Below are 22,996 nucleotides of genomic sequence, written 5' to 3' on the forward strand. Positions count from 1 at the left end.
CTTATGATTTGGGGGAAATAATGGAATCAGCAGCAAAGAAGTGCATTCAGTGGGGAATTGCCCTGATTGTCGCCGGTGGATTCGTACTCGTGCTGCTCCCGCAGCTGCTCGGGCTCCTTGCCGAGGCGGTAGGCCCTTCGGCAGCTATCGGTGTCGGAGCAGTGGAGCTCCTCACAGGCGTGATCCGGTGGGCGATGATCCCCATGGGCACCACCCTGATCGGTGCTGCGGTCGTCATCCAGGTCCTCGCGCCGGAACTGCAGCGGAGCAGCGAAACCCAGCCCTCCGGGAGGTAACCCCGTCCTGCACTGCGTAAAGTAAACCGGGAAGTAAGCCTGTTCCCGCGCTAAACCGTTGGCAGGACACAATTCGACTTCGGCGTACTGGATGAGGGCACGCGACAGAGCCCATGCCGTAGGTCGGTGTTGGCTTGCACCGGGGATACTGGACGAATGTTTGAAAAAGAGCCGGGGGCAGGAATCAGCGCGCGTCCCGATGCCCGAGATGCGCAAACCCGAAGCGGGCGGCTGGGATTGTGCAGGCCCACTCCTGACGATGCTGACGAGCTGTTCGAAATGTACTCGGACCCTCGCCTCGCGGAGGCTGACCCAATGCTTGCCCACCCCTCCATCACACACACCAGGACAGTTCTCCAGCGGCGGATCGCGGAATGGCGCCAGCACGGGCAGGGGCTATGGGTGCTACGGCACCTGCTTGGCCCCTCAGCGGGTGAACTGGTCGGTATCGGCGGATGCAGCCTCTACGCCAACACCGCCTGGAACCTGTCCTTCAGCATGCGGCCACAGAACTGGGGCCGCGGGTACGCCCAGGAGATTGCCGCGGCCGGTATGGCCCGGGCACAGGCCGTGCGACCCGACCTGCCCATCATGGCTGTCGTGGCCGCGCGCAACGCACGATCGTCTAGGGCAGTCGAGCGGGCGGGGCTCCATCAGGTGTGGCAGGGACCGGACAACCATGATCCCGACCCGACGGCGACAATGCTCTTGTACGCTGACCGATCCTTGTCCGACGGCCAGATCCACGCGCTGACCCGCTGATGACCCCGCCGCCCGGCAGTGCAGTGGCAGCGAGGCAAGCGATTGGTGGTTCAGGCCCGGTCGCGCAGCCGGAGGATGAACTCATCGGCCTGGGTCAGGTTTCGGGCCATCTTGTCCCGCTGATGGACGGCTCTCTCGAGAAATTCAGCCAGCGCCCCCGATCCTTCAGGGGCCGTCCCGTTGGGGTCCGCCAGGAGGTCAAGGATTTCGGCCATTTCCTCAAGGGTGAACCCGAGCGGTTTCATTTGCATAATGGCCCGGAGGCGTTCGTAATCCGCATCGGAGAACACCCTGAAGCCGCCCTCCGTGCGTGCTGTTGCAGGAAGCAGCCCCACGTCGTCGTAGTGGCGGATAGTCCGCAGGGACAGGCCAGTGCGTTCGGCGAGTTCTCCGATGTGCATGGTGTTGGTGTTGCTCGTCCTGGCCGTCATCAGCGCCTCCGTCCTGTTCGGATTTCAACTCTACCATTACGTTAGGTTAGGGTTGGTGGCGGGGTGAGAGCTTGAGAACCAGCTCCCCCTCTTCTCGGCGCGGCGCTGCGCCCCTCAGTCATTAGCACAAACGAAGCCGCACACGCGTGCCTTCTTGACCATGATCGGAGCCAGGAATGGCCACCACAACGAGCGAACACGCCCCGGCGTACACCCCCGAACAGCTCCAATCCGTGCGGAACACCTTGAGGTCGCCCCGCCGGTTGAAGACAGAAGTCCTCGCCGGCCTCGTCGTCGCCCTGGCCCTGATCCCGGAAGCAATTGCCTTCTCGATCATCGCCGGCGTCGACCCGCGGATCGGACTTTTCGCTTCCTTCACCATGGCGGTCACCATCGCGTTCGTCGGTGGGCGCCCCGCCATGATTTCCGCAGCCACCGGCGCCATCGCCCTGGTCATCGCTCCGCTGGTGAAGTCCCACGGGGTGGACTACTTCATCGCCGCCGTCATCCTCGCCGGAATCTTCCAGATAATTCTGGCAATCTCCGGGGTCGCCAGACTCATGCGGTTCATTCCACGCTCGGTCATGGTGGGCTTCGTCAACGCCCTGGCCATTTTGATCTTCATGTCCCAGGTCCCCGAGCTCCTGGGCGTACCGTGGCTGGTCTACCCGCTTGCGGCCTTGGCCCTGGTCATCGTCTTCGGCCTGCCGAAGCTCACCAAGGCCGTTCCGGCACCGCTCGTCGCCATCGTGGTTCTGACGCTGATCACCGTCGTCGCCGCCGTCGCAGTCCCGACCGTGGGAGACAAGGGCGACCTCCCCGATTCCCTACCGACCCTGTTCATCCCGAACGTGCCGTTCAGCCTCGAGACCCTACAGGTCATCTTCCCCTTCGCCCTCGCTATGGCCTTCGTGGGACTGCTCGAGTCGCTTATGACAGCCAAGCTCGTCGACGACGTCACCGACACCCGCTCCCATAAGACCCGCGAGGCCTGGGGCCAGGGCGTGGCCAATATCGTCACTGGCTTCACCGGCGGCATGGGCGGCTGCGCGATGATCGGCCAGACAATGATCAACGTCAAAGCCTCTGGGGCCCGCACCCGGATCTCCACCTTCCTCGCCGGCATCTTCCTGCTCATCCTCGTCGTCGTCCTGGGAGGTATCGTCTCCCTGATCCCCATGGCCGCACTTGTGGCCGTGATGATTTTCGTTTCCGTCGCGACCTTTGACTGGCACAGTGTCCGGCCCTCCACCCTGAAACGGATGCCCAAGAGTGAAACTGCGGTCATGGCCGCCACTGTGATCGTCACCGTCGCCACCCACAACCTCGCTATCGGCGTGGGCGTCGGCGTACTCGTGGCCATGGTCCTGTTCGCCCGCCGAGTGGCACACTTCGTCACCGTCGAACGGACCGTCCAGAACATCGGAGGCCGCGAAACGGCCACCTACGTCGTGAACGGCGAACTGTTCTTCGCCTCCTCCAACGACCTCTACACCCAGTTCGCCTACGCCCTGGACCCCGGGCACATCATCATCGACATGCACGCTTCCCATCTCTGGGACGCCTCGACGATCGCGGCACTGGATGCAATCACCGAGAAGTACCACCAGCACGGCAAGAACGTGGAGATCGTCGGTCTGAACGACGCCAGCACCCTCATGCGCGAACGCCTCGGCGGCAACCTAGGCGCCGGCCACTGACCGCACCCATCACAACCTGATGCCCTCGGTTCCGGGCGAGGCTGGTTTACTTGCCCTGTTCCTCACCCCCTCATGGCCTTCGGCGTCGTCGTGGTCGTGATCCGGTGCTTCCGCTTCTCCGGTGGGGACACTGAGGCGGCCCAGATTGAATAGGTGCTGATTCGTCATCCCCTGAATCCGTCGGCCATACCTCTCTTCGAGTAGCATCCGTCAAGGAGGTCGATTCCGTGAACGGATACCCTGCCAAACCGCGGCTGAAGCAGTTGCTCTCAGCAGCTGCTGTGATCCTCCTCGGCGTGCTGCTGGCGGGTTGCGGCCCGGCAGGGGCCGAAGGGCCTGGGGCGCATGACCCCTCGGCGCAGATGCGTCCTGAGCTTCTCGATATCTCGACTTCCCCGGCCAACCCCGGACGGACCATCCGCATCCGTTTCCCTCAGGAAACCGAACGCGGCATCGCCTGGGTCTTGGAGGAACAGTACGGCGACATCTGGCATGCCCGATACTTCCTGAGCGCCACGACCGGGGCCTACGGAGGCTCCGGCTCCCCGCTCTGGTGGTCGGTCGACGACGGCGAGGGCAGAGGCTGGGAGGACATTGGAATCGCCGGACCGGGTCCGGACACCCTCATCATCCCGGACAGCATCCGCCCGGGAAAATACCGGCTATGCACCGCCAATAGCATGCCGAATGTCTGCACACCACTGGACATAGCTGAACGTCGCCAAGGCACCGGCTAGCGCCTCAAAAGTGCGCCATTCGCCGCTGCGTTCCCGGGCAGGTGTACCAATAGTCGCTGGAGAAGCATCCGATAAAATGGCTTGCAGATCGGCCGCGAAAGCACCGCTGGACTTGTCTGTCAGGCAGCCGGCTCCTGCTGGGGATTCACCTCAGCCTCCTGAATCCACTGGAGGGCATCAGCCTCCGAGGTGAAGTAGCGGGTGCTCGTCGGGGAGGCATAGGCGAAGCCCGCGAGCACTTCATCGACCGGGCCGTCTCCGATGAGCGCTACCCTGGCGAAGCCGCGGTAGGCATTCATGCCCAGGCGCGCCTGAAGCGTCAGTCCGTCGATGCCGCCCATTTCCACAATCAGGGGCAGGTTGTCCCCTGCGCTCAGCACCTCCAGCTCGCGCGCGGCTTTGACGGCGGCTGGGTGGGTGATCTGGATGCCGGACGTCCACCTCAGATACAGCACATTGTCTGACCTGCCTGCAGTGAACTGATCCACCGTCAATACCTCCTTGTAGTGACCCGGCTGCACCCCACTGGAGCAGGGCTCGGTATGGATTCACCGGAATGATCACCCCGCACCTTACATACCGCATGACAGGGGTCACCGGACAGCATAGACGAGCATGACGGCTCTGCGGCGATGGGCGAGGTTCCTAGGGGTCCTCCCTCATATCCGGCGGGCCCTCAATGACGAACTCACCGATCACTGTCTCGCCGTCCGCCTCGTAAACCGGCACAGCGAAGGACCTCCCCAGCCGCGCTTCCTGCCAGACCAGGGCGTCCTCCGGGCCGGTGAACTTTTCCGCGGCAGTCTTGCCCGATGCCTCATCCAGTTCACGCGCGTACGAGTAGCCGAATTTTCCATTGGTAGCGATGACGGAGAGCAGGTCCGGCTCGCCCCTGTCATTAGGAGCACCGTAGGTATCCCCGTTCTCATTGACCGCCCATTCGGTGGGCGTCTGGTTCACATACGTGGCCCTCAGGCGATAGCGCACTTCCGGGGTGCTCGTGCGGATCTCGGTCGAGTCCTTCCCAGGCTTCAAGGCGATGGTGAATCCGCCCCACCCGTCCATTCCATTGGGGCTACAAGTCATGGAAGCCCCGCCCTCCGCATACAGGGTGCCGGCGCTCAGACACGACAGCTCCATGGAGATATGGGTCGCCCCCTCCGGAGCCGGACCCAGATCCACTGTCTGCGTTCCCGTGTGGACTCCCTCGGCCGGGGCCGCGACCTCGGTGACGATGTCCGCACCGGGCTCCACGAAGAACCCGGCGGTGGCCGCCCCCACTCCCCCGACCAGCCCGACGCCGGCGAAAATCCCCGCCCCGACCCACCAGCGGCGCCGCCGCGCACGGGCCGGCGAGGACGCGTTGACCTGCTTGACCAGGGCGCTTCTCAGTTTCTGGGCGAAGGTGTCGTTCATCCTTTCGAGGTTCATCATTAACCCTCCTCCAAGAGCGTGAGCTGTCGGGGTGCGGGGAGGCCGGGCAGGTGCTCCCGGAGTCGATGCCGGGCCCGGTGCAGCCTGGTTTTCGCGGCCTCCGGTCCCAGCCCCAGGATTCCGGCCGCCGACGCGAGGTCGTAGCCCTCGAGTACGACCAGGGTGATGAGCTGCAGGTCCACGGGTTTGAGCGCCCGCAACGCGGAGGCGAGGGGCCCGTCGACGCCTTGGGAAGGGTTGTCGCTCAGGAAGATATCCCCCGGGTCCGCGGCGGGCGGTGCGTGCGGAAGACTCTTCAGCAGGGCCTCGTAGCGCCGTCTGGAACGTCGGACGTTCAGGGCGCAGTTCGTGGTGGTGACCAGCAGCCACGGCAGGACCGAGCACTCCACCAGGCGCACCCTGATCCGCTGGCGCCATAGTTCCAAGAACGCCGCGGCGCTCACGTCCTCGGCGTCGGGCCGGTTCTGTGCAAGCCGGTAGGCGTGCCGGTACACCCGGTCGCGGTGGCGGTCGAACAGCACACCGAACGCCTCGCCATCACCGGCCAGGCTGCGCGACCACAGTGCGCCGTCGTCAGAATTCATATCCCCCATACCCTGTGGTGTCCGCCCAGCCCCGAAAAGTTTCACTCGCCTTCGAGAACTTTGTGCGATGCCGAAGAGGCCCGGGGATGACGCCAAACACAGGCCACAGCTTGGGCTTGAAGAATGGAATAGCGCCGGACGTCGTCGACGGAGCCGGGCTTAGTGCTAGCTGTAGAGGGCAGGGCGCGGAGTGGTGATCTGTCCCGGCGCGGGATCACGGTGTGAGGACCGCGGTCCGCGCCGGGACAGCCCGGCAAACTAGCGCTGTGCGCGCTCGAGTCGACGCATCCGCGCGGCCATGGCCACCGGAACTGCGACGCCGGCGGCCAGCAGCCCCGCAATGAGGGCAAGGGCCGCGCTGTTGTCCTCGGTTGCGGCGGCGGTCTGGACGTTCATGCCCTTGTTCGTGCCGGTGGGGGTGGGGATGACCGTCACCGGTACGGTGGGGTTGACAACCGGTGTGACTCCGATGGCACCGGCGTCACACGCGGCCAGGAACGCCTTGAACAGAACAATGAGTTCCGCTGCGAGGGCTTCGTCGCCGCTGAGCTGTGCAATGAGGGCATCCGCCTGGACCACGGCCGCGTCGAAAGCGGCCTGTGCGGACACCAGTTCCGCGTTCACCTGCACGGCAGCGTAGGCGGCCTTCGCAGCAACCGCGGCCTCGGCCGCAATCCTTTCCTGCTCAGCCAGCGGGATCAGCGCCGCGCGCGCTGCGATGACAGCCGGATCGTTCTCCGGGTCCCCGTCGCCGTCAAGATCGGTAAGGATCGCAGCTTGCACCGCGGCCTCGATCGCGGCCTCGGCCTCAATAACCAGGCGCTGAGCCTCCGCAGCGGCCGATGCGGTGGTCTCGGCCTCAACAGCCAGCCCCTCGACATTCAGCGACGCGGTGACAGTGGCGAGGGTTTCGCCGGCAGCAACCACAGCCGCGGTAGCGACCTCAAGCTGGTTGACGAATGCCACGTCGATCCCCGCAGCATTCAAAGCCGCGTTGAACTGGACGGAGGCCTGCAGGCAGGCAGCATCGCCCGGTGCGGCGGAAGCCGCCGGAGCTCCGAAGAACAGCCCGCCGGCGATAAGGGTAGCCGTTGATCCCGTTGCAACCCATTTTTTATTGGTGATCATGTATGCGCGTCTCCTGAAACACGTAGTATCCCCCGGGCCATCCCCGAAGGCGCAGCGTGCGGGCCCCCACAAGAACGAAACAGTGTGATCCGCTGACCGGGTATTCAAAGGCGCCAGACGAAAGATACTTCTGATACCGGCGGTCGCTGTCCGCTCAATGTAGGTCACATGTGTCACCGAAACAAGCAATAACGGCATTCTTATTGGTGGAGGGACGCATGCGACTCGGTATTCGCCCCAATTCACTGCCTTTTTTGCATCCCTGTTTTCAATAATCTGCAGACGCGGATAGATCTCCGCGAAATCCACTAACCCAGGGCGGTACTTCATCAGCCGGTTGCGATCCCGTAACGATGACCGATTTGAGCCGCCCGCCGGTTTCCCAAGTGCTGCGGCCGTGATTGGGTCGAACCGGCGCCGGTGCGATTGGGTATCGGGAAGGCGCGGGCGAATCGGAGATATCAACGGGGAGATTGATGAATGAGCACGGACCGGTACAGGCGCTAGCGGCCCTTGCACTCGTCTGGGTTCTGGCCGGCTGCAGTGCGACCCCCGCATTCTCGGTGCTTGAGAATGCGCCCATCCATAAGGACCAGCCCGCACCCCTCGACACCGAGGGCATCGTCGCCCTGGACACCATGCGCTTCCTGGCCGAGCAGGACGGACGTTCCTATTACATCGCCCGGCCCGCCGATGAGTTCGAGCGGTCCATCTGCCTTGTCATCGATCAGGATGGCCAGGCAATCATCGGTTGCGGTGGCTACATCGAAGGCGCACGTACGCCCGCAGTCGGGGTCACCACCCCGGACGTTGAAGTGATGCTTGCCCCGGACGGCTACGACGTCGAGGGGTACGCAGCGCTGGGATGGGCTTCACCCCACCCGAACTTGATCCTGCGCTGAACCGCCGCGACTGACTACGCTTCTGCTCATTAGTGTGGATCCGCCGCACCCCGAGAAGATCCCGGTCGGCCGGCGGAAGGGGCGGCGGATTCCGCCCGGGGATCGGCTAGTGTCGCCTCCATGGTGATGCACGATGACCAGCTGCTCCTCGACGATGAAACAGCCTGCAGGCTGATCGTCCAGCAGTTCCCCAACTGGCGCCACAAGCAGATCCGCCGCATCCGGACGGACGGGACGGTCAACGCCATCTATCGGATCGGCACCGATCTCACTGCGCGCTTCCCTCTTCGATCCACTCGCCCGGCCGCCATGCGGGCCGAACTGGCGCGTGAGGCCTCAGCCATGCGCGGGCTGACCGCCTGTTGTCCGTTTCCAACGCCCGTGCGCGTTGCCGAGGGCGCTCCGGGCCACGGCTACCCCCTGCCGTGGTCGGTGCAGACCTGGTTGCCCGGGCGCGTGGCAACACCCGGCGGTCTGGCCAACTCCAGCGCGTTTGCACACGACCTCGCGGACCTCGTGCACGCGCTGCGAACCGCCGACTCCGAAGGGCGCCACTTCGCGGGTACCGGCCGCGGCGGAAATCTGCGGGACTCCGATGCCTGGATGGACACTTGTTTCCGCGAGAGCGGGGGCCTCCTTCCGGTCGATCGGCTCCGTGCCCTCTGGGCTGAATTTCGAATCCTGCCGCCCGCCGGCGCCGACGTCATGACGCACGGTGACCTGATTCCCGGGAACCTCCTGGTCGACGGCGAGAGGCTGGTCGGGGTCCTCGATGGAGGCGGTTTCGCTCCTGCTGACCCGTCACTCGATCTTGTCGCCGGATGGCACCTGCTCGATGCAGAGTGCCGGGTCTGGTTTCGCCGGGAGCTGGCCTGCTCCGATCTTGAGTGGCGGCGCGGGGCAGCATGGGCCTTCCAGCAGGCGATGGGGTTGGTCTGGTACTACCAGCGGTCGAATCCAGGAATGAGCACGCTAGGGAAATGTACGCTGACGCGCATCCTCGACGACCGGGAACTGTCCGAGTCACTCCCTGCTGCCTCCGGTGCCTTCCCACATCGATCTGATGCGTGAGGACCGAGATGTCGGGGGCTCTTATTTGAGCGGCGCGTGGAACGATGACCGCATGGGGCCGGCTACACGTCATGCATCAACAGGCGAGCCGGGAGAACGGAATGCGTCCTACACTTCAGCCGATGAAGTGCAGTTCCGGGTCGTTGGTGCGACGTTCCTTCAAACCATCGGCATGTTCCTGCTCTTTCATATCGCTCAGGTCGGTGGCCCCGATACCAATAAGTGGCTTGGACTGATCTACGGTGCCACGTATGTGGCTGTCGGATTATCCGTCCTGGGAATCAAACCCCCTCTCAAGGCTGTCGCCGTATTCATTCTTCCGGGGACCCTTTTGGCCCTCGTCGGGGCGATCGGCGGAGGCTACTGGGCCGGCCTGTGGGTGCCGGCGCTCACCCCATGGGCCTTCATCTCGATCGACGCTGCCGGCACGGGGTCCTCCGCTCCCCTTCTCCCCCGACTCCTGCGACTGCTCACCGGCTTGGCCGGCTCCGCGCTGCTTCTCGGCCTGGCGATCTTCTGGACGAATCCTTGGGCCTACCTGCTCGTTTTCCTGCCCTTGCCGCTGCTCCTGCTCGGCCATTACTCGCACCGCCCCTGGCGAGCCGCACTGGACTGCACTGCGGGCGTGGCCCTCCTTGTCTTGCTGATCGCCCTTCCGGAGTTCTGGCTGTCCCTCGAAGCATCTTTCGCCGGCGTTTCCGCCCTCGCAGGCCTTGCGCTGACCGGGCTGACGAGGTCTCGCGGATAGCTGCCGCGCAAAGAGGCCCCACAGGACCACCGCTCCAATTGACCAGCCACCGACGACGCGCGGCCCGAATGTCGGCTGAAGTTCCTCACCGATTGCGCGGCGATGCTTCAGTCCGCCCCTGTAGCCCGGGCGCACCCGCAGCGCGGCTGAAGCCGTGAACATTGCCGGTGTGCTTGACTGGCGGGATGGAAATATGGGGACCCACCAGACCGGCATCGAAACTCCGTGAGGACGATCGGGTGGCGATCCTGTCGCCGTCCTTCGCGGCTCCGGGGTTCGCCCCCGCGGTCCACGAACAGGCCATGACCCGATTCGCGGCCGCGACCGGCCTTGTACCCGTGGAGTTCCCCACGACCCGGCGGCTCGGCGCATCCGCCGAGGACCGCGCCGCCGATCTCAACGCGGCCTTCGCCGATCCCACCATCCGCGCCATTCTCGCCACAGTCGGCGGCGACGATCAGATCACCGTCATCCCGCATCTGAACGCCGACCTCGCCCGAGCCGACCCCAAAATTTTCCTCGGCTACAGCGACAACACCAACCTGCTGAACTGGCTCTGGTCGCACGGTATCAGCGGGTTCTACGGCGGCTCCACCCAGGTCCACCTCGGTCCGGGTCCACGCATCGACGAGGTCCACCTCGCCTCCCTGAAAGCCGCTCTTATGACCGGCGGTGAGCTCACCATCACGGATCCAGGCGAATCCGAGGACTTCGGCCAGGACTGGAATGATTCTCGAGCGCTCGTCGAGTTCGGTGAGAGGGAGCCCACCGAACCCTGGGGCTGGGCCGGACCGGAGCGGGTTGCGTCGGGCAGGACCTGGGGCGGATGCCTCGAAGTCATCGACCAGCTCGCGTTGGCCGACCAGCTGCCGCCGGTCGAGACCCTCCACGGGGCCATTTTGCTGTTGGAAACCAGCGAGGAGCTCCCGCCTGCAGACTGGGTGAAACGGTGGGTCCGAGCGCTCGGCGAACGCGGCGTCCTCAACGCCGTCGACGCGGTACTTGTCGCAAGGCCTCCCACCAGCAGCTTCGAGCACCGGCCCGGTGCTGAGGAGCGCTCCCGTCTCCGGACGGCCCAGCGGGAAACTGTCATCGAAGAGATCACCCGCTACAACCCCGAGGCCGTCATCTGCGTCGGGGTTCCCTTCGGCCATACCCGCCCGCAGTGGATCCTGCCTTACGGCGGGACCGTGACATTGAATGGATTGGACCGCACAATCACCGCCCACTACGGCTGAGACAGTGGAAGCCCCTCTCGCTCTACCGGAGTGGCCCGTGGATGATCCGCGGCACTCCGGCGTGCTCCTTCGCCGGTTCCGTGACGCGGACGCCGGAATGGCCGTGGAACTTTCCCGCGACTCATACGTCCCCACTACGGGCACCCTGCCCGCCCACGCGTCGCACGAGGAGGCCCTGGCGTGGGTTGAACGCCAACGGCAGCGCCATTGCGAGGGGACAGGATTCTCCTTTGCTATCGCCGACGCAGGGACAAGCCGCTGCTTGGGCCAGATAGGGCTGTGGACGCGGGAGTTGAACAGTGGCCGCGCCCAGGCCGGTTATGCGGTGATCCCCCGAGAGCGTGGCCGGCGGATTGCCGCCCGCGCGCTGCAGGCACTGCTGCATTTCGCCTGGACCATTCCAGAACTGCACCGGGTGGAACTTTATATTGAGCCCTGGAATACCGCCTCGGTCCGCAGCGCGGACCACGCCGGCTTTCAACGCGAGGGACTCCTCCGAAGTCATCAGGAAATCGCCGGAGTGCGCCGGGACATGCTGCTTTATGCCGCCATCGGGAACCGCCCGGTGTGATCATCGGAAACTATGGGCCTTAGGGGGTCAGCCACGAGGACGATTTCTCCGCCCGGGAGACCGCCCTGACCGTGCCACCCGCCAGAATGCGATGCCCGCAATTAGCAGCAGATACTTCCAGCTCCTTCCAGGCAGGCGATTACCTTGCGCGGGCTCTCCACCGGTAGCGTCTGGAGAAATCCGCTGTGAGCGTTGGGGGCCTGATTGTGAAAGTATTTTTTGTCCGGACTATGGCAGTGACGGCGAGCCTGCTGTTTGCCGGGCTGGCCGGTCTCTGGTTTGCAATAAAGATCCACCAATCGTTTTCTGTTGACGCCCCTCTCTGGGCACAAACGTTTATGGTCACCGTTGCAGTGCTTCTCTTCGCTCCTTTTCTTGCCCTGATATTTCTGAGCTTGAAACCCGGCATCCTGTTCAAGGAGGAAACCTGGCGGGGCAGCATAGCCGTCGCATCGATAGCGTTCGTGTGGTTTTGCTGCGCCCTGTTCTTATCAATGTTCGCGGGGTTCGGCGGTTTCTAGCCCCGGAGACCGGGCCACGATCTCGTGCTCAGCCGGCATCCACCGGCTCGGTGCTCCAACAGCCACTAGGGAGGGACCTCACGAAGACACTCACCCACGCTCCCTGTGTGAAGATCATGATGCTCGGCATGATCCTTGCTCGGGAATCGATCAGTTTCAACACCGCCTGTGGGACGTCGTGTCAGATGATGTTCAGGGCGACGGTCGGCGGCCACGACAAGAGGCGGAGGCACAGATGACGGGAATGACGGTGGACGAGCTGATGGCTGAACTTGCCTCTCTCGAGGATCCCCGGATGCGCACGGTGAACGAAAAGCACGGCGATGACCACGGGGTGAATCTCACCAAGCTGCGGGGGCATCGCGAAGCGGCTGAAGACCCAGCATGATCTATCCAAGGGGTTATGGGCCACCGGTGACACCGCCGCGCGCCTGCTGGCCCTCCTGATCTGCCGGCCGAAGCAGTTCGGGCACGATGAGTTGGACGCAATGCTGCGCGAGGCCGGCGCTCCAAAGGTGCAGGACTGGTGCGTCAATTACGTGGTCAAGGTGAGTCCGTACGCCGAGCAGCTCCGCGTCGAATGGATCGCCGACGCCGATCCTTTGGTCGCCAGCGCTGGATGGGCCCTGACCAGCGAGCGTGTGGTGAAGAAGCCGGAAGGCCTCGACCTGCCCGGACTGCTCGACACAATCGAGGCGGAGATGAGAGAGGCGCCCGACCGGTTGCAATGGGCGATGAACCACACCCTGGCGCAGATCGGTATTGCACACGAGACCTACCGAAGCCGCGCAATCCTCATCGGGGAGAGGCTTGAAGTGCTGAAGGACTACCCGACCCCGCCGAACTGCACCTCACCTTTTGCTCCGATCTGGATTAATGAGATCGTGAGCCGTCAGTCGAGTCGGTGAGGACTGGAAAGCAGGGTCTACGGCAGTTCCGGTGGAATACTGATGAGGCGGTCGTCGTCTGCGCTCGGGCTGCCGCGACCGTCAGTGTTGCTGGTGAGGATCCACAGGGTGTTCTGGGGCCCGCGGATGACGTCGCGGATCCGACCGTATTCGCCGGCATAAAGTTCGATTGACGTGCTGAGGTCCTCGACCGGCACGGCGCGCAGAACCCGCCCGCGGAGATTTGCGATGTAGATCGTCCCGTTGAGATGGGTGATGCCGCTGGGGCTGGCCGTTTCCGGTGTCCACTGCTGGACGGGGTCTGTGAATGCCTCCGACCCCGCGATGCCTTCAACGAGCGGCCACCCATAGTTTGATCCGGGTGTGATGACGTTCAGTTCGTCCCAGGTGTTCTGCCCGAACTCAGCGGCATAGAGGGTGCCGGCGTCGTCCCAGGTGAGTCCCTGCGGGTTCCGGTGGCCGTAGCTGTAGACAAGGGAGCCGGGAAATGGATTGTCCTCAGGGACACTGCCGTCCGCTTCCATCCGAAGGATTTTCCCGCCCAACGATGTCCGGTCCTGTGCGACATCGGGTTGGCCCGCATCTCCGGTGGTGGCATACAGCATGCCGTCGGGACCGAAGGCGATGCGCCCGCCGTCGTGGTTCCTCGCCGCTGGGATGCCCGAGAGGATGGTTTCGGCTTCGCCAAGTTCCAACGCGCCCGGAGCCCCGGTGATGGGGAATCGTTGGATGCGGTTGCCGTCGGCTGCGGTGGAATACACGTAGAGTCGCCGCTCAGTATCCACAGCCAGCCCCAGCAGGCCTCCCTCCCCCGTGCCCGTGACCCCCTCGATGGTCGCGGCGACGCGCTGCGCGCCGTCGGCGGAGATCTCGAGGATCCGGGAGCTGTCACGCTCACTGACCAACGCCACCCCGTCCAGGAGGACTACGGACCAGGGCGCTTCAAGCCCGCCAGTGACGACCCGGGGACCCTCCGAGCCTGGTGTCTGACCGGGCTCGGAAGGTCCTGCCGTCACGGCCGCTGCGGGCGAGGCCGTCGACGCAGGTGCGTCAGGCCCGGGGGTGGCGGCGGGAGCGGGGCTGTCCCCCGTGCCGGTGCAGGAGGTCAGGAGCACCGCCGTCGTGAGACAGACGAGGTGCCGGGTTGCCGTGTCCATGATCCTCATGCTGCTCCTGCGCCTGCGGTATCGGTGATCGGATTGTCCCGGCGAAATCGGCGGGGAGCGGCCGGCCCGAGAGCCGGATGAGCGTGCGTGTGGCCGTGCCTCACGACCGCGCCGGCAGCACGCACAGCTCGTTGCCCGATGGATCGGCATAGAGGCGCCACGGCAGGTCACCCCAGCCTGGGTGGAGCTCCCGGCCGCCGCGTTCCGCGATGCCTGCCGCGACCGCATCCGGATTGTCTCCGGCCTCCAGCCGGATGTCGAGGTGAAGCCGGTTCTTTTCCGGTCCCTTGGGAACCACCTCGGGGCACAACTCAAGGAGAGGCCCCCGCAGCGATGGATGGCGGAGGGAGGTTCCGGGCCCCGGGGTCCAACCGGTCAGCCAGGACCAAAACTCCAGGTCGCGATTCGGATCGGCGGAGTCCAGCGGAAGCGCTGCAATCGGCCCGGAGCCGACGTATGCACTCCGATCCTCCATGACGCAGCAGGGATTTCCCTCGGGGTCGGCAAGTACCACCCATGGCACGTCGCCCTGGCCGATGTCCAGGTGTCGTGCACCCAGCGCAAGCAGCCGATCAACCTCTTCGGCCTGGCGCGCTCCACCGGCAAGGTCCAGGTGGAGCCGGGGAGTTTCATCGGAAGGAGGTTCGGTGACGCGCTGGAAGCACAGATCCAGCACCGGCCCTCCCTCGACCGCCAGCCGCGTCTCGAAAGCGTCAGACTCGTCGGTGAGCCGCTCACCGCCAATGACTGCCTCCCAGAACCTGCCCAGCCGCTGCGGCTCGGCTGCGTCGAAGACGAGGTTTTCCAAATACATAATTCACACCGTAAGCCCGCAGAGGATGGTGCCTCAAGCCATCACGCAATGCGTTCGCGCACGCCTTCGGACGATCGGCGACGGCGCTGGAACCGTACCTAGTGGGGTCGGCCGATCATCGCTCACTGAATCCTTGGGTCGGCGAGCGCGGACAGCACCCTTGAACGGAGCAGCCGGTACTCCTCCGCGTATGCGCGCGGCCCGCCTGCCGGTCGGACGACGACGCGCGGCGCCGCGATCATGCGGTGGGGTTGAAACTGTTCGCGGGTCAGGTCGATCTCCAGGCCGCTGGCGAAACGGTTCCAATAGTGGACCTCGTCCTCCTCACCCCCTCCGGTGACATCAGCCATGAGGAGGTCGCCGCCTAAAAGGTCCTGAATGACGAGGGCGGTTGGCCCGCACTGTCCGCGGGCCGGGTCGTCCGGCCTCCACTGCGCGAGGCGGGCGGCATCGAGGCACGTCGTGTCTGCGCTCCAGGACCGGCGGAAGGCCTGCTCAAGCTGGAGCAGCGTAAAAGTCATGGCTTCCGCGCAATGACCGTAAACGTGCATGGTACGAGGTCGCGCTCGCCTACCGGCCAGGCGAAACCGCCGGGCACCTCGACCATGCGGGGAGAGAATTTCCACGGCAGCGTTGCGCCCTCCTCGACACGAAGTAACTGAAGGCCTGCCCCAATGAGTGCGTTTATGATCTCGGACAAGGGATGCGCCCACTGATACGTCCGCTGGTGCTCCACCTTGCCGTCTCCGGCGTACGTGGTCGCGTCGTCCCATAGCTGAGCCTGGCCGTTGCCGAAGTATGGGTAGCGAAGCTGCAACCCGTCTGCGTGCTCGTCGATGGAGTAGAGAGCAGGGTGCCCATCCCTGATGTAGAACGATCCTCCATTTCGAAGAAGCGCTGCCACCTGGCTCGCCCAGCGGCCCAGGTCCGGCAACCAGTTGATGGTTCCAATGCTGGTGTAGACAAGGTCGAAGTCCCCGGTCACAGCGGCACGGGCCTCCAGAACATCGCTTTCGACCCACGTCGCATCGATGCCGAGCCGATCCGCTACGCCGGCTGCGGATCGCAGGGCGGCCGGAGAGAAGTCAACGCCGGTGACCCGGGCGCCTGCCCTCGCCAGCGAAAGCGTGTCCGTACCGATATGGCACTGCAGATGACACACATCGAGGCCGGAGACCGCTCCATCCGGCAGGAGGGGTGAGAGCGCCGCCAGGTCCATGCGCACGACGGGGGTCAGGTAGTTGGGATCATCCAGCTGCTCAATCCCGTAGGCCTCTTCGTGCAGGGGCACCCGGTCTTCCCAGTTGGCACGGTTGCTTTCGCGTGCGACATCCCAATCGATCGCCATCCGGCTCGTATCCATTTAGCGAGTTTATGCAGAGGACTGCCACGACCCCTGCACATTCGGGTCATCCTTCACTCCGTCGTGGTTTCCCTCACGGACCCGACGACCGGCAGCGGCCCGTACGTAGGCCGGCGGCCCACCCCGCCCCTCTAGGGTGTTGTCATGAGCAATCGCTATCTCTTTTCGACGGCTACCAGCAGGATCGATCGCGGCCGCGTCCACCGGTGGCTCAGTGAGCAGTCCTACTGGGCCACGGGCCGGGCCCGCCGGAGCCAGGATGAGGCTATAGATGCTTCCCGGTACTACGGCGTGTACGACGCCGAGACCGGGGAGCAGGTCGCATATGGCCGTGTCATCACCGACGGCGTCACGTTCGCCTGGCTCTGCGATGTGTTTGTCGCGGCAGAAGTACGGGGACAAGGAATCGGCAAGATGCTGACGGCCGGTGTCATTGATGATCTTGAAGCGCTGGGATTGAAGCGGATCCTCCTGTCCACTGGTGACGCTCACGGGCTCTATGCCCAATTCGGCTTCACCCCGCTGGCCGACCCGTCCAGACTGATGACCCGTACCCGATAACGCCCGGCCTACCTGCGCCGCGCGGTTCCCGCCGCATCCGGATCGGTCCCGCTGGGCAGGAAGCGGCATTGCCTTGTCCATGGAATGCTGAGGCTGTGATCACAGCCTTGATCCTTCCCGACGTCCTTCGCACCAACCATCGAACGTTCACGCTCCGGCGGGTTGCGGAGAGTGACCTCGGCGCGCTCATCTCTCTCCTCGCCGACGACCCGATCAGCGCGGTCCGGGGAGACCGGGCCGAGGAATTGGACACCGCGGCGTACCGCTCCGCGCTCAAGGAGTTGATGTCGGACTCCTCCAACGAGGTCCTCCTTGTCGTCAACGACGCCGGCGAGCCCGTCGCCACAATGCAGCTCACCCGCATTCCCGGTCTCTCCCGCCGCGGCGCCACCCGGCTTCTGGTGGAAGCCGTGCGCGTCCGCAGCATCGAACGCTCCAGCGGCATTGGTTCGGCGGTGATGCGCTGGGTCACCACGACGGCGGCAGCAGCAACCGGGGCCTCCCTCGTACAGCTCACCTCCGACCAGGAACGTGAGGATGCCCACCGCTTCTACGAACGACTAGGGTTCGTCGGATCGCACCGTGGGTTCAAATTCCAGGTGGATTGACCCTGAGGGCCCGCCGCACCCTCAGCCTCGAGGCAGCAGTCCGGGCAGTAATAAGCTGCATTGTGCTGGTGTCCAGGTCCAGCACAGGACCATCCTTGGAGCATGGACACCACACCGAGCACCATCGCCGCGGACGTCATCGTGATCGGTTTCGGCAAGGGCGGGAAGACCGCTGCGTCGACGCTCGGGCATCTCGGCAGACGGGTGGTCCTCATCGAGCAGTCGCCCCTGATGTACGGCGGAACCTGCCCCAATGTCGGCTGCGTGCCTACCAAGGCGCTGGTCTACCACGCGCACAATCGTCGGGAAGAGGACTCCCCCGGAGACTGGTACCGACGCTCGGTGACCACCGTGCACCAGCTCACCTCATCGTTCCGTGACATCAATTATGACGTCCTGGACGCCCACGATTCCCTGACGATCCTCACGGGAAAAGGAACGTTCGTCGACCCGCACACCGTGAGCGTCGACGTCGACGGCCGCCGGGTGACGGTCACGGGGGACACAATCCTGATCAATACCGGCTCGGAACCGATCATTCCGAACATCGAGGGCATCCGGGACAGCACCCATGTCATCACGAGCACCGACCTCATCCACCGAACGGATCTACCTGCCCACCTCGTCATCATTGGGGGCGGATACCTGGGCCTTGAACTCGGCGCCGTCTATCGGACGTTCGGCTCCGAGGTCACGATCCTCGAAATGACATCCCAGATCCTTCGGCGTGAGGACGATGATGTCGCCCAGACCGCCATCAGCATCTTCGAGAACGAGGGCATCAACATCGTCACGAACGCCAACGTGCTCGAAATCCGGGACGGCGGCGGCGGCGCGGTTGTCACCTACGAGAGCAACGGCAAGCAGTTTACGGTCGAAGCGGACGCGGTCCTCCCTGCGACCGGCCGCGCACCGGCAACGAAGGGCCTCGGTCTTGACGCTGCCGGCGTGAGCACCACGCCGCGGGGCGCGGTCGTTGTGGATGAGCACCTCCGGACAAGCCAGCCCCACATTTTCGCCCTGGGTGACGTCAACGGCGGACCTCAGTTCACCTATGTCTCACTCGATGACGCCCGCATTGTGCTCGACCAGCTGATCGGCGAGGGAAAGCGCAGCACCGCCGACCGCCACTCCGTCCCCCGCACGCTCTTCATTTCACCGCCACTCGCGACGGTTGGCCTCACCGAGAGGGAAGCGCGGGCCGCCGGCCACCGCATCAAGGTGGGCAGCCAGAACGTCGGCGAGATTTTCGCCATGCCGCGGGCCTACATCGTCGAGGAGACGCGGGGGATCATGAAGTTCATCATCGATCTCGACACGGACCTGATTCTCGGCGCCGCGCTGCTCAGCGTCGACTCGCAGGAAATGATCAATGTGGTTGCCCTCGCGATGCGCAGCGGCACCACGGCGACGCAACTGCAGGATTCGATCTACACCCACCCAAGTTCCACCGAGGCCTTCAACGACGTGATCGGCGTCATCGTACGCAGCGACGCGCAGGCAGGTTCGGGCGCCGAGGCGGCATAGGCGCCCGGCGGGCCCCCTTCGAGTCCCGCCCTGCATCAAGTGGAATCGGCCGCTCGCGGTTCACGGCCCGCGGCGGCGAGGCGTCCGGGCCCGTTCAACTACGCTGCCCCCACGCCTGTCCTCCTACTGCCCGCAGGGCCGATCGGCGGACGCCCTGAAACCTTCCGTGGAAACTATCTGTATAATTGAACAGGTAGACAAGAAACCGCTGCGCGCCTGTTGCCGGCGGGAAGCCGACAGCCAACGCGGTGGCCAGGCGACCGGCGCCCATCCGAACACTCCACCCAGGAATATGCCCTCATTCTTCTTGAAAGGCCCACCCATGGCAGAAGTATCACGCCACCAGCTCAACCTACTGCGGACTCTCGTCTCCGGTCCGGTATTCGCACGCGGCGACGACGCCCTGGCCGCGGAGGTCGCCGCCTACAACGTTCTCGTCACACACGATCCGGACCTCGTCGTTGGGGCCGAATCCGAGGCCGACGTGGCGGCCGCCGTCCGCTTCGCCACAGAGCACTCCCTGCCCCTCACTGTCTTCGCGACGGGCCACGGATCCTATGTCGATGTGACGGAAGGGCTCATGCTGACGACCTCCAGACTCGCGGGCGAGGTGGCTGTGGACGTTGAGGGACGGACCGCCACCGTGGCGGCCGGCCATCGAGTCAGCGATATCGTTGCCGCCGCGGCCGCGCACGGACTGGCACCCGTCGTCGGATCGTCAACCAGCGTCGGAGCGATCGGCTACATTCTCGGCGGAGGCGTCGGGCCCCTCGCCCGCACCTTCGGGATGTCCTCCGACTGGGTCCGTTCCTTCCGTGTCGTCACGGCCGAGGGTGAGCTTGTCCACGCCGATGCCACGCACTCCCCCGACCTCTTTTGGGCGCTGCGCGGCGGTAAGGGCGGCCTCGGCGTGGTCACTGCCATGGAACTCGAACTCGTGCCACTGGAAACGCTCTACGGCGGCTCGATATTTTTTGACCCCGAGCACGTCGGAACGGTGTTCACGGCGTGGCTTGAATGGACGAAGACCGTGCCGGAGGCCCTCACGTCGTCCGCGGCTATCGTTCGGTTCCCGCCGCTTGAGTTCATCCCGGAACCCCTGCGCGGGAAGACAGCCCTGCACCTCCGGGTGGCGTATGTCGGGGAATCGTCCGAGGGCCGGCGGCTGCTCGCGCCGCTGCGCCGCGTTGCACCGGCACTCATCGATGCTGTCGGCGACATGGCGGCCTCAGACATCGGCTCGATCCACAATGACCCGGCGGACCCCATTCCCCTCTGGGACGGCAATGTCCAGCGGCTGCTGACCCATGCCGACGCCGGTTTCGCCGAGGCGATCCTGGAAACCGTTGGTCCCGATGTCGACGTCCCGGTGGTAGCGGCAGAGGTCCGCCACCTCGGCGGTGCCACCCGCCGTGACGTGCCCGAGGGCAGCGCTGTGGGCGGACGCAGCGCGGATTATTCGCTCCTGCTGGCCGGACTTCCCGATCCGAGCCTGTTCGCATCGGCCCTGCCCCAGGCGATGGAGGGTATCACCGGCCGGCTCGCTCCATGGCTGTCGGAAACAACGCTGATCAATTTCCAGGCGAAGCCTGGCGAGGCGGCCGTGAGCTCGTGGCCCGCCGACATCCGCGCCCGGCTCGCTGAGGTGGGCGAGGCCTACGATCCCCGCGGCATCTTCTCTGGCCACGTCGCAGCGGACGGATCCGGCAAAATGTAGTCTCCAAAGATGAGGGAACCCAACGGACGGTCGAATAAGCGGAACTGGAATATCACCGGCCGTGAACTGACGACATGGCGCCTGCTTCTCCTGGTTTTCCCACCGCCGATGGCCCTGCTTGTGGACGCCGCCTTCGGTCCGGTACCGGCGGTGATTGCGGGCACTTTGTTCTACCTAGGCATCATTTGGTTCGTGGTCACTGTTCCGAGAATGGCCCGGGACGGTGACCGGGGGGCCGACGATCCTTAGCCAGCCGTGTGCGGGCCCACCGCGGAAACCGTTGGGCCGGCGCCTACGGAAGCACAGCGGAACGCAGTCCATCTGTGCCCCATGGGCGACCTGTTTCGTCTAGGCTCGCCTGATGGACGCCGACGCCGCCCTGCTGCCTCCGGGCATCTGGGAGAAGCTGTGGGTGTCCTCGCCCTACTGGTTTAGCGCCGCTGTCTTTTTTCCTTGGACGATGCTCCGGGATGAGCTGGGCTTGGGGACCGCAGCGGCGGTTGCCGTGGTGCCGGCCATGGTAGCGGCCCTGCTGGTGCGCAGGGCCGGGCGGAAGCAGCGACTTCGCCGGATCGAGGCCAATATTGCCCGGGGAGTCTTTGAAGCGGTCGTTCGCTACCCCGACGAGGCAGGGGCAGTTCCGAACAGCGGCTGGCGGGCGGGATACCTCGCCCTCACGGACTCGGGGTTCCGGTTCCAGCAGTTGCGGGGACGCACCGGCGGACCGGTCGGCGCGCTGCTGCACATCCTGTCTCCAAGACCGCTTGGGGCCCGGCCGCTCCGGCCGAGGGAGGCACCCGAACTTGAGCAAATGTTCCAAGCGGTGGGTTTCACTGTTGGTCAGCGCCCTTTCGAGGTGGCCGGTGACCCGCTTTATCTGCGCGGGCTCGGTCTCCGAGGCGACGTGGACGTCGACGACGCCCCTCCGTAGAACCATGCGTCGTCCCGGCCGGCAGCGGGTGCCGATCAACCAGCGGATCGAACTCAGCGGTTGAGGGTCTCGAGAATGCCCACAGCCGTGCCTGGCCCGTCCTCAGCTGCCATGGCGCGCGCCGCGCGCCGCGCCGCTGGGCGGTACTCCCCCACCCGGGACAGGGCCGCCGCAAGGCGGCCCGAGGTAAGCGCCCGCTGTCGAATGGGCGTAGGGCCGAGCCCGCGTTCATGCACCCGGGCCCCCCAAAAGGGCTGGTCTGCGATGAACGGCACGATGACCGATACGGTTCCGGCTGCCAGAGCAGCCTGAACGGTCCCGATCCCACCGTGGTGTACGGCAGCCCCTGCGAGGGGCAGGACGAGGTCATGGGCGACGGAATCGGTCACGAGCACATCGTCATCGAGCACCTCAGGGGGAACGGACAGGCCGCCCAATCCGGCAGCTATGAGGGAACGCGCTCCGGTCCTGCGGATACCGCCCACCACCGCCCGTGCTCGGGCGACTGGATCCCCGGCAGCCATTGAACCGAACCCGGCATAGACGAAGTCCCCGCCCGCAATGAAATCTGCGACGTGATCGGGGAGGACGCCTTCCGCTGGCGGTCGCCACGGTCCGGTGAGGTGGACAGTGGCCGGCCAGTCCGGAGGGCGCTGCAGGACCGCCGGGCTGATAGGCATCAGCGTTGCCGCCGGCGGCGCACTGCGGCCGCCTCGGTTGCCAACGAGCTTCGCCACCTCCGCAAGATCCCGACGGAACATGGCCGCGCTCCCGGCGGCAGCCCGGTAGGTGTACCGGTTGAGTGGGCCCAGGTTTCGGCTGATGGTTCCCGCGGCTGGGAACGCGAGCGTTGGGGTCAGCACCGGCACCATTTCGACCCACACGAAGGGAATTCCGAGTGCCTCGGCAACCAGCGGCGCCGAGAGGATCTTGGGGTGCGCCACCAGCACGTCGGGGGAATATTCAAGAGCCGCTTTCGCTGACTCGATCAGTACGCCGTGCATGACCGGGCGCACCACTGAGCGGTACGAGCGAAGCGCAGCACCGATGGAAACGCCCTGCTGCTTGATCAACTGGGTGTAATCGACCCCAAGACTGGAGACGTCGATGTCCGAGGTGTCCACTCCGGAATTGTCCGGCACAACGAGGCGCACCTCATGCCCTGCCCGCAGCGCCCGACGGGCAAGCACCACAAAGGGGTCGACGTCGCCCCGCGTCCCCGCGGTCACCAGCAGAAGCCTCATTGCATCCCCTTCAACATCCTCGAACCATCCCTCA

The 22,996-nt window shown here is 65.1% G+C and carries 25 protein-coding genes and 1 pseudogene; 16 read left to right on the forward strand and 10 right to left on the reverse strand.

Features of this window, described 5'->3' with window-relative positions; genetic code table 11:
• Positions 1-20 precede the first annotated feature (20 nt).
• Both GVV86_RS03170 and GVV86_RS03175 read left to right on the forward strand, forming a co-directional pair.
• The gene (locus GVV86_RS03170; RefSeq protein WP_159801371.1) at positions 21-296 is read left to right on the forward strand and encodes a hypothetical protein; all 276 of its coding nucleotides are present in this window, start codon (positions 21-23) and stop codon (positions 294-296) included.
• 156 nt (positions 297-452) lie between these two features.
• Positions 453-1,058, forward strand: a complete 606-nt coding sequence (locus GVV86_RS03175; RefSeq protein ID WP_159801373.1) for a GNAT family N-acetyltransferase — start codon at positions 453-455, stop codon at positions 1,056-1,058.
• Positions 1,059-1,108: 50 nt separating this feature from the next.
• Here the strand turns inward: GVV86_RS03175 and GVV86_RS03180 are convergent, their stop codons facing one another.
• Positions 1,109-1,489 carry a MerR family transcriptional regulator gene (locus GVV86_RS03180; protein WP_159616565.1) on the reverse strand — a complete coding sequence of 127 codons (381 nt, stop codon included), beginning with the start codon at positions 1,487-1,489 and terminating at the stop codon, positions 1,109-1,111.
• Positions 1,490-1,665: 176 nt separating this feature from the next.
• Here GVV86_RS03180 and GVV86_RS03185 point away from each other — a divergent pair, with 176 nt between their 5' ends.
• The gene (locus GVV86_RS03185; RefSeq protein WP_159616567.1) at positions 1,666-3,189 is read left to right on the forward strand and encodes a SulP family inorganic anion transporter; all 1,524 of its coding nucleotides are present in this window, start codon (positions 1,666-1,668) and stop codon (positions 3,187-3,189) included.
• 227 nt (positions 3,190-3,416) lie between these two features.
• Positions 3,417-3,926, forward strand: a complete 510-nt coding sequence (locus tag GVV86_RS03190; RefSeq protein WP_159801375.1) for a hypothetical protein — start codon at positions 3,417-3,419, stop codon at positions 3,924-3,926.
• 119 nt (positions 3,927-4,045) lie between these two features.
• Here the strand turns inward: GVV86_RS03190 and GVV86_RS03195 are convergent, their stop codons facing one another.
• From GVV86_RS03195 to GVV86_RS03210, 4 genes are all read right to left on the reverse strand, one after another.
• A complete protein-coding gene (locus tag GVV86_RS03195) occupies positions 4,046-4,414 on the reverse strand; it encodes a DUF7793 family protein (RefSeq protein WP_159616571.1) in 369 nt (122 codons plus the stop codon).
• Between the two features lie 157 nt (positions 4,415-4,571).
• Positions 4,572-5,360 (reverse strand): peptidase M56 family protein, encoded by a 789-nt coding sequence (locus GVV86_RS03200; RefSeq protein WP_159801377.1) that lies wholly within the window; start codon positions 5,358-5,360, stop codon positions 4,572-4,574.
• The gene (locus GVV86_RS03205; protein ID WP_159801379.1) at positions 5,360-5,944 is read right to left on the reverse strand and encodes an RNA polymerase sigma factor; all 585 of its coding nucleotides are present in this window, start codon (positions 5,942-5,944) and stop codon (positions 5,360-5,362) included. Before GVV86_RS03205 ends, GVV86_RS03200 begins: the two co-directional genes overlap by 1 nt.
• A gap of 258 nt (positions 5,945-6,202) precedes the next feature.
• Positions 6,203-7,072, reverse strand: coding sequence for a hypothetical protein (locus GVV86_RS03210; protein WP_159801381.1), 870 nt, complete (start codon positions 7,070-7,072; stop codon positions 6,203-6,205).
• A gap of 476 nt (positions 7,073-7,548) precedes the next feature.
• Between GVV86_RS03210 and GVV86_RS03215 the strand changes: the two genes are divergently transcribed.
• The 7 genes and pseudogenes from GVV86_RS03215 (at position 7,549) to GVV86_RS03245 (ending at position 13,031) form a co-directional block, all read left to right on the forward strand.
• Complete coding sequence (locus GVV86_RS03215) at positions 7,549-7,974, forward strand: hypothetical protein (RefSeq protein ID WP_159616581.1); 426 nt, start codon at positions 7,549-7,551, stop codon at positions 7,972-7,974.
• A 120-nt stretch (positions 7,975-8,094) separates the two neighbouring features.
• Complete coding sequence (locus tag GVV86_RS03220) at positions 8,095-9,045, forward strand: aminoglycoside phosphotransferase family protein (RefSeq protein ID WP_159801383.1); 951 nt, start codon at positions 8,095-8,097, stop codon at positions 9,043-9,045.
• Between the two features lie 127 nt (positions 9,046-9,172).
• Positions 9,173-9,793, forward strand: coding sequence for a hypothetical protein (locus GVV86_RS03225; RefSeq protein WP_159801385.1), 621 nt, complete (start codon positions 9,173-9,175; stop codon positions 9,791-9,793).
• Positions 9,794-9,978: 185 nt separating this feature from the next.
• Positions 9,979-11,031, forward strand: coding sequence for a S66 family peptidase (locus tag GVV86_RS03230; RefSeq protein WP_159801387.1), 1,053 nt, complete (start codon positions 9,979-9,981; stop codon positions 11,029-11,031).
• A gap of 37 nt (positions 11,032-11,068) precedes the next feature.
• Positions 11,069-11,602 carry a GNAT family N-acetyltransferase gene (locus tag GVV86_RS03235; protein ID WP_246669859.1) on the forward strand — a complete coding sequence of 178 codons (534 nt, stop codon included), beginning with the start codon at positions 11,069-11,071 and terminating at the stop codon, positions 11,600-11,602.
• A gap of 185 nt (positions 11,603-11,787) precedes the next feature.
• A complete protein-coding gene (locus tag GVV86_RS03240; protein ID WP_159801391.1) occupies positions 11,788-12,123 on the forward strand; it encodes a hypothetical protein in 336 nt (111 codons plus the stop codon).
• A 235-nt stretch (positions 12,124-12,358) separates the two neighbouring features.
• A pseudogene (locus GVV86_RS03245) lies at positions 12,359-13,031 on the forward strand (DNA alkylation repair protein).
• 17 nt (positions 13,032-13,048) lie between these two features.
• Here the strand turns inward: GVV86_RS03245 and GVV86_RS03250 are convergent.
• The 4 genes from GVV86_RS03250 to GVV86_RS03265 all read right to left on the reverse strand — a co-directional run bounded on the left by GVV86_RS03250 (position 13,049) and on the right by GVV86_RS03265 (position 16,374).
• Positions 13,049-14,188: a PQQ-dependent sugar dehydrogenase gene (locus GVV86_RS03250; protein WP_159616595.1), complete on the reverse strand. Its 1,140-nt coding sequence runs from the start codon at positions 14,186-14,188 to the stop codon at positions 13,049-13,051.
• A 109-nt stretch (positions 14,189-14,297) separates the two neighbouring features.
• Positions 14,298-15,011, reverse strand: coding sequence for a VOC family protein (locus tag GVV86_RS03255; RefSeq protein ID WP_159801393.1), 714 nt, complete (start codon positions 15,009-15,011; stop codon positions 14,298-14,300).
• Between the two features lie 122 nt (positions 15,012-15,133).
• On the reverse strand, positions 15,134-15,532 hold the full coding sequence (locus GVV86_RS03260) for a YunG family protein (protein ID WP_159801395.1): 399 nt from the start codon (positions 15,530-15,532) through the stop codon (positions 15,134-15,136).
• Complete coding sequence (locus tag GVV86_RS03265) at positions 15,529-16,374, reverse strand: class I SAM-dependent methyltransferase (protein ID WP_159801397.1); 846 nt, start codon at positions 16,372-16,374, stop codon at positions 15,529-15,531. Before GVV86_RS03265 ends, GVV86_RS03260 begins: the two co-directional genes overlap by 4 nt.
• Positions 16,375-16,518: 144 nt before the next feature.
• Here GVV86_RS03265 and GVV86_RS03270 point away from each other — a divergent pair, with 144 nt between their 5' ends.
• The 5 genes from GVV86_RS03270 (at position 16,519) to GVV86_RS03290 (ending at position 21,718) form a co-directional block, all read left to right on the forward strand.
• A complete protein-coding gene (locus GVV86_RS03270) occupies positions 16,519-16,935 on the forward strand; it encodes a GNAT family N-acetyltransferase (RefSeq protein WP_159801399.1) in 417 nt (138 codons plus the stop codon).
• A gap of 95 nt (positions 16,936-17,030) precedes the next feature.
• Positions 17,031-17,543 carry a GNAT family N-acetyltransferase gene (locus GVV86_RS03275; RefSeq protein WP_159616605.1) on the forward strand — a complete coding sequence of 171 codons (513 nt, stop codon included), beginning with the start codon at positions 17,031-17,033 and terminating at the stop codon, positions 17,541-17,543.
• Positions 17,544-17,645: 102 nt separating this feature from the next.
• Positions 17,646-19,070 (forward strand): dihydrolipoyl dehydrogenase family protein, encoded by a 1,425-nt coding sequence (locus GVV86_RS03280; RefSeq protein WP_159801401.1) that lies wholly within the window; start codon positions 17,646-17,648, stop codon positions 19,068-19,070.
• 322 nt (positions 19,071-19,392) lie between these two features.
• A complete protein-coding gene (locus GVV86_RS03285) occupies positions 19,393-20,787 on the forward strand; it encodes an FAD-binding oxidoreductase (protein ID WP_159801403.1) in 1,395 nt (464 codons plus the stop codon).
• Between the two features lie 361 nt (positions 20,788-21,148).
• Positions 21,149-21,718 carry a hypothetical protein gene (locus GVV86_RS03290; protein ID WP_159801405.1) on the forward strand — a complete coding sequence of 190 codons (570 nt, stop codon included), beginning with the start codon at positions 21,149-21,151 and terminating at the stop codon, positions 21,716-21,718.
• Positions 21,719-21,771: 53 nt separating this feature from the next.
• On the opposite strand, the gene GVV86_RS03295 is transcribed toward GVV86_RS03290, so the two are convergent.
• Positions 21,772-22,962: a glycosyltransferase gene (locus GVV86_RS03295; RefSeq protein WP_159801407.1), complete on the reverse strand. Its 1,191-nt coding sequence runs from the start codon at positions 22,960-22,962 to the stop codon at positions 21,772-21,774.
• Positions 22,963-22,996 lie beyond the last annotated feature (34 nt).

It is taken from the genome of Arthrobacter zhaoguopingii (genome assembly GCF_009828595.1).
In the GTDB taxonomy this organism is placed as follows: domain Bacteria; phylum Actinomycetota; class Actinomycetes; order Actinomycetales; family Micrococcaceae; genus Arthrobacter_D; species Arthrobacter_D zhaoguopingii.

Bases quoted from the DNA above. Each gene is read 5' to 3' on its own strand.
- GVV86_RS03215 (WP_159616581.1), top strand. From the start codon at position 7,549: ATGAATGAGCACGGACCGGTACAGGCGCTAGCGGCCCTTGCACTCGTC.
- GVV86_RS03250 (WP_159616595.1), bottom strand. From the start codon at position 14,188: ATGGACACGGCAACCCGGCACCTCGTCTGTCTCACGACGGCGGTGCTC.
- GVV86_RS03270 (WP_159801399.1), top strand. From the start codon at position 16,519: ATGAGCAATCGCTATCTCTTTTCGACGGCTACCAGCAGGATCGATCGC.
- GVV86_RS03260 (WP_159801395.1), bottom strand. From the start codon at position 15,532: ATGACTTTTACGCTGCTCCAGCTTGAGCAGGCCTTCCGCCGGTCCTGG.
- GVV86_RS03185 (WP_159616567.1), top strand. From the start codon at position 1,666: ATGGCCACCACAACGAGCGAACACGCCCCGGCGTACACCCCCGAACAG.
- GVV86_RS03220 (WP_159801383.1), top strand. From the start codon at position 8,095: ATGGTGATGCACGATGACCAGCTGCTCCTCGACGATGAAACAGCCTGC.
- GVV86_RS03170 (WP_159801371.1), top strand. From the start codon at position 21: ATGGAATCAGCAGCAAAGAAGTGCATTCAGTGGGGAATTGCCCTGATT.
- GVV86_RS03175 (WP_159801373.1), top strand. From the start codon at position 453: ATGTTTGAAAAAGAGCCGGGGGCAGGAATCAGCGCGCGTCCCGATGCC.
- GVV86_RS03265 (WP_159801397.1), bottom strand. From the start codon at position 16,374: ATGGATACGAGCCGGATGGCGATCGATTGGGATGTCGCACGCGAAAGC.
- GVV86_RS03285 (WP_159801403.1), top strand. From the start codon at position 19,393: ATGGCAGAAGTATCACGCCACCAGCTCAACCTACTGCGGACTCTCGTC.
- GVV86_RS03205 (WP_159801379.1), bottom strand. From the start codon at position 5,944: ATGAATTCTGACGACGGCGCACTGTGGTCGCGCAGCCTGGCCGGTGAT.
- GVV86_RS03180 (WP_159616565.1), bottom strand. From the start codon at position 1,489: ATGACGGCCAGGACGAGCAACACCAACACCATGCACATCGGAGAACTC.
- GVV86_RS03200 (WP_159801377.1), bottom strand. From the start codon at position 5,360: ATGATGAACCTCGAAAGGATGAACGACACCTTCGCCCAGAAACTGAGA.
- GVV86_RS03280 (WP_159801401.1), top strand. From the start codon at position 17,646: ATGGACACCACACCGAGCACCATCGCCGCGGACGTCATCGTGATCGGT.
- GVV86_RS03210 (WP_159801381.1), bottom strand. From the start codon at position 7,072: ATGATCACCAATAAAAAATGGGTTGCAACGGGATCAACGGCTACCCTT.
- GVV86_RS03295 (WP_159801407.1), bottom strand. From the start codon at position 22,962: ATGAGGCTTCTGCTGGTGACCGCGGGGACGCGGGGCGACGTCGACCCC.
- GVV86_RS03255 (WP_159801393.1), bottom strand. From the start codon at position 15,011: ATGTATTTGGAAAACCTCGTCTTCGACGCAGCCGAGCCGCAGCGGCTG.
- GVV86_RS03290 (WP_159801405.1), top strand. From the start codon at position 21,149: ATGGACGCCGACGCCGCCCTGCTGCCTCCGGGCATCTGGGAGAAGCTG.
- GVV86_RS03230 (WP_159801387.1), top strand. From the start codon at position 9,979: ATGGAAATATGGGGACCCACCAGACCGGCATCGAAACTCCGTGAGGAC.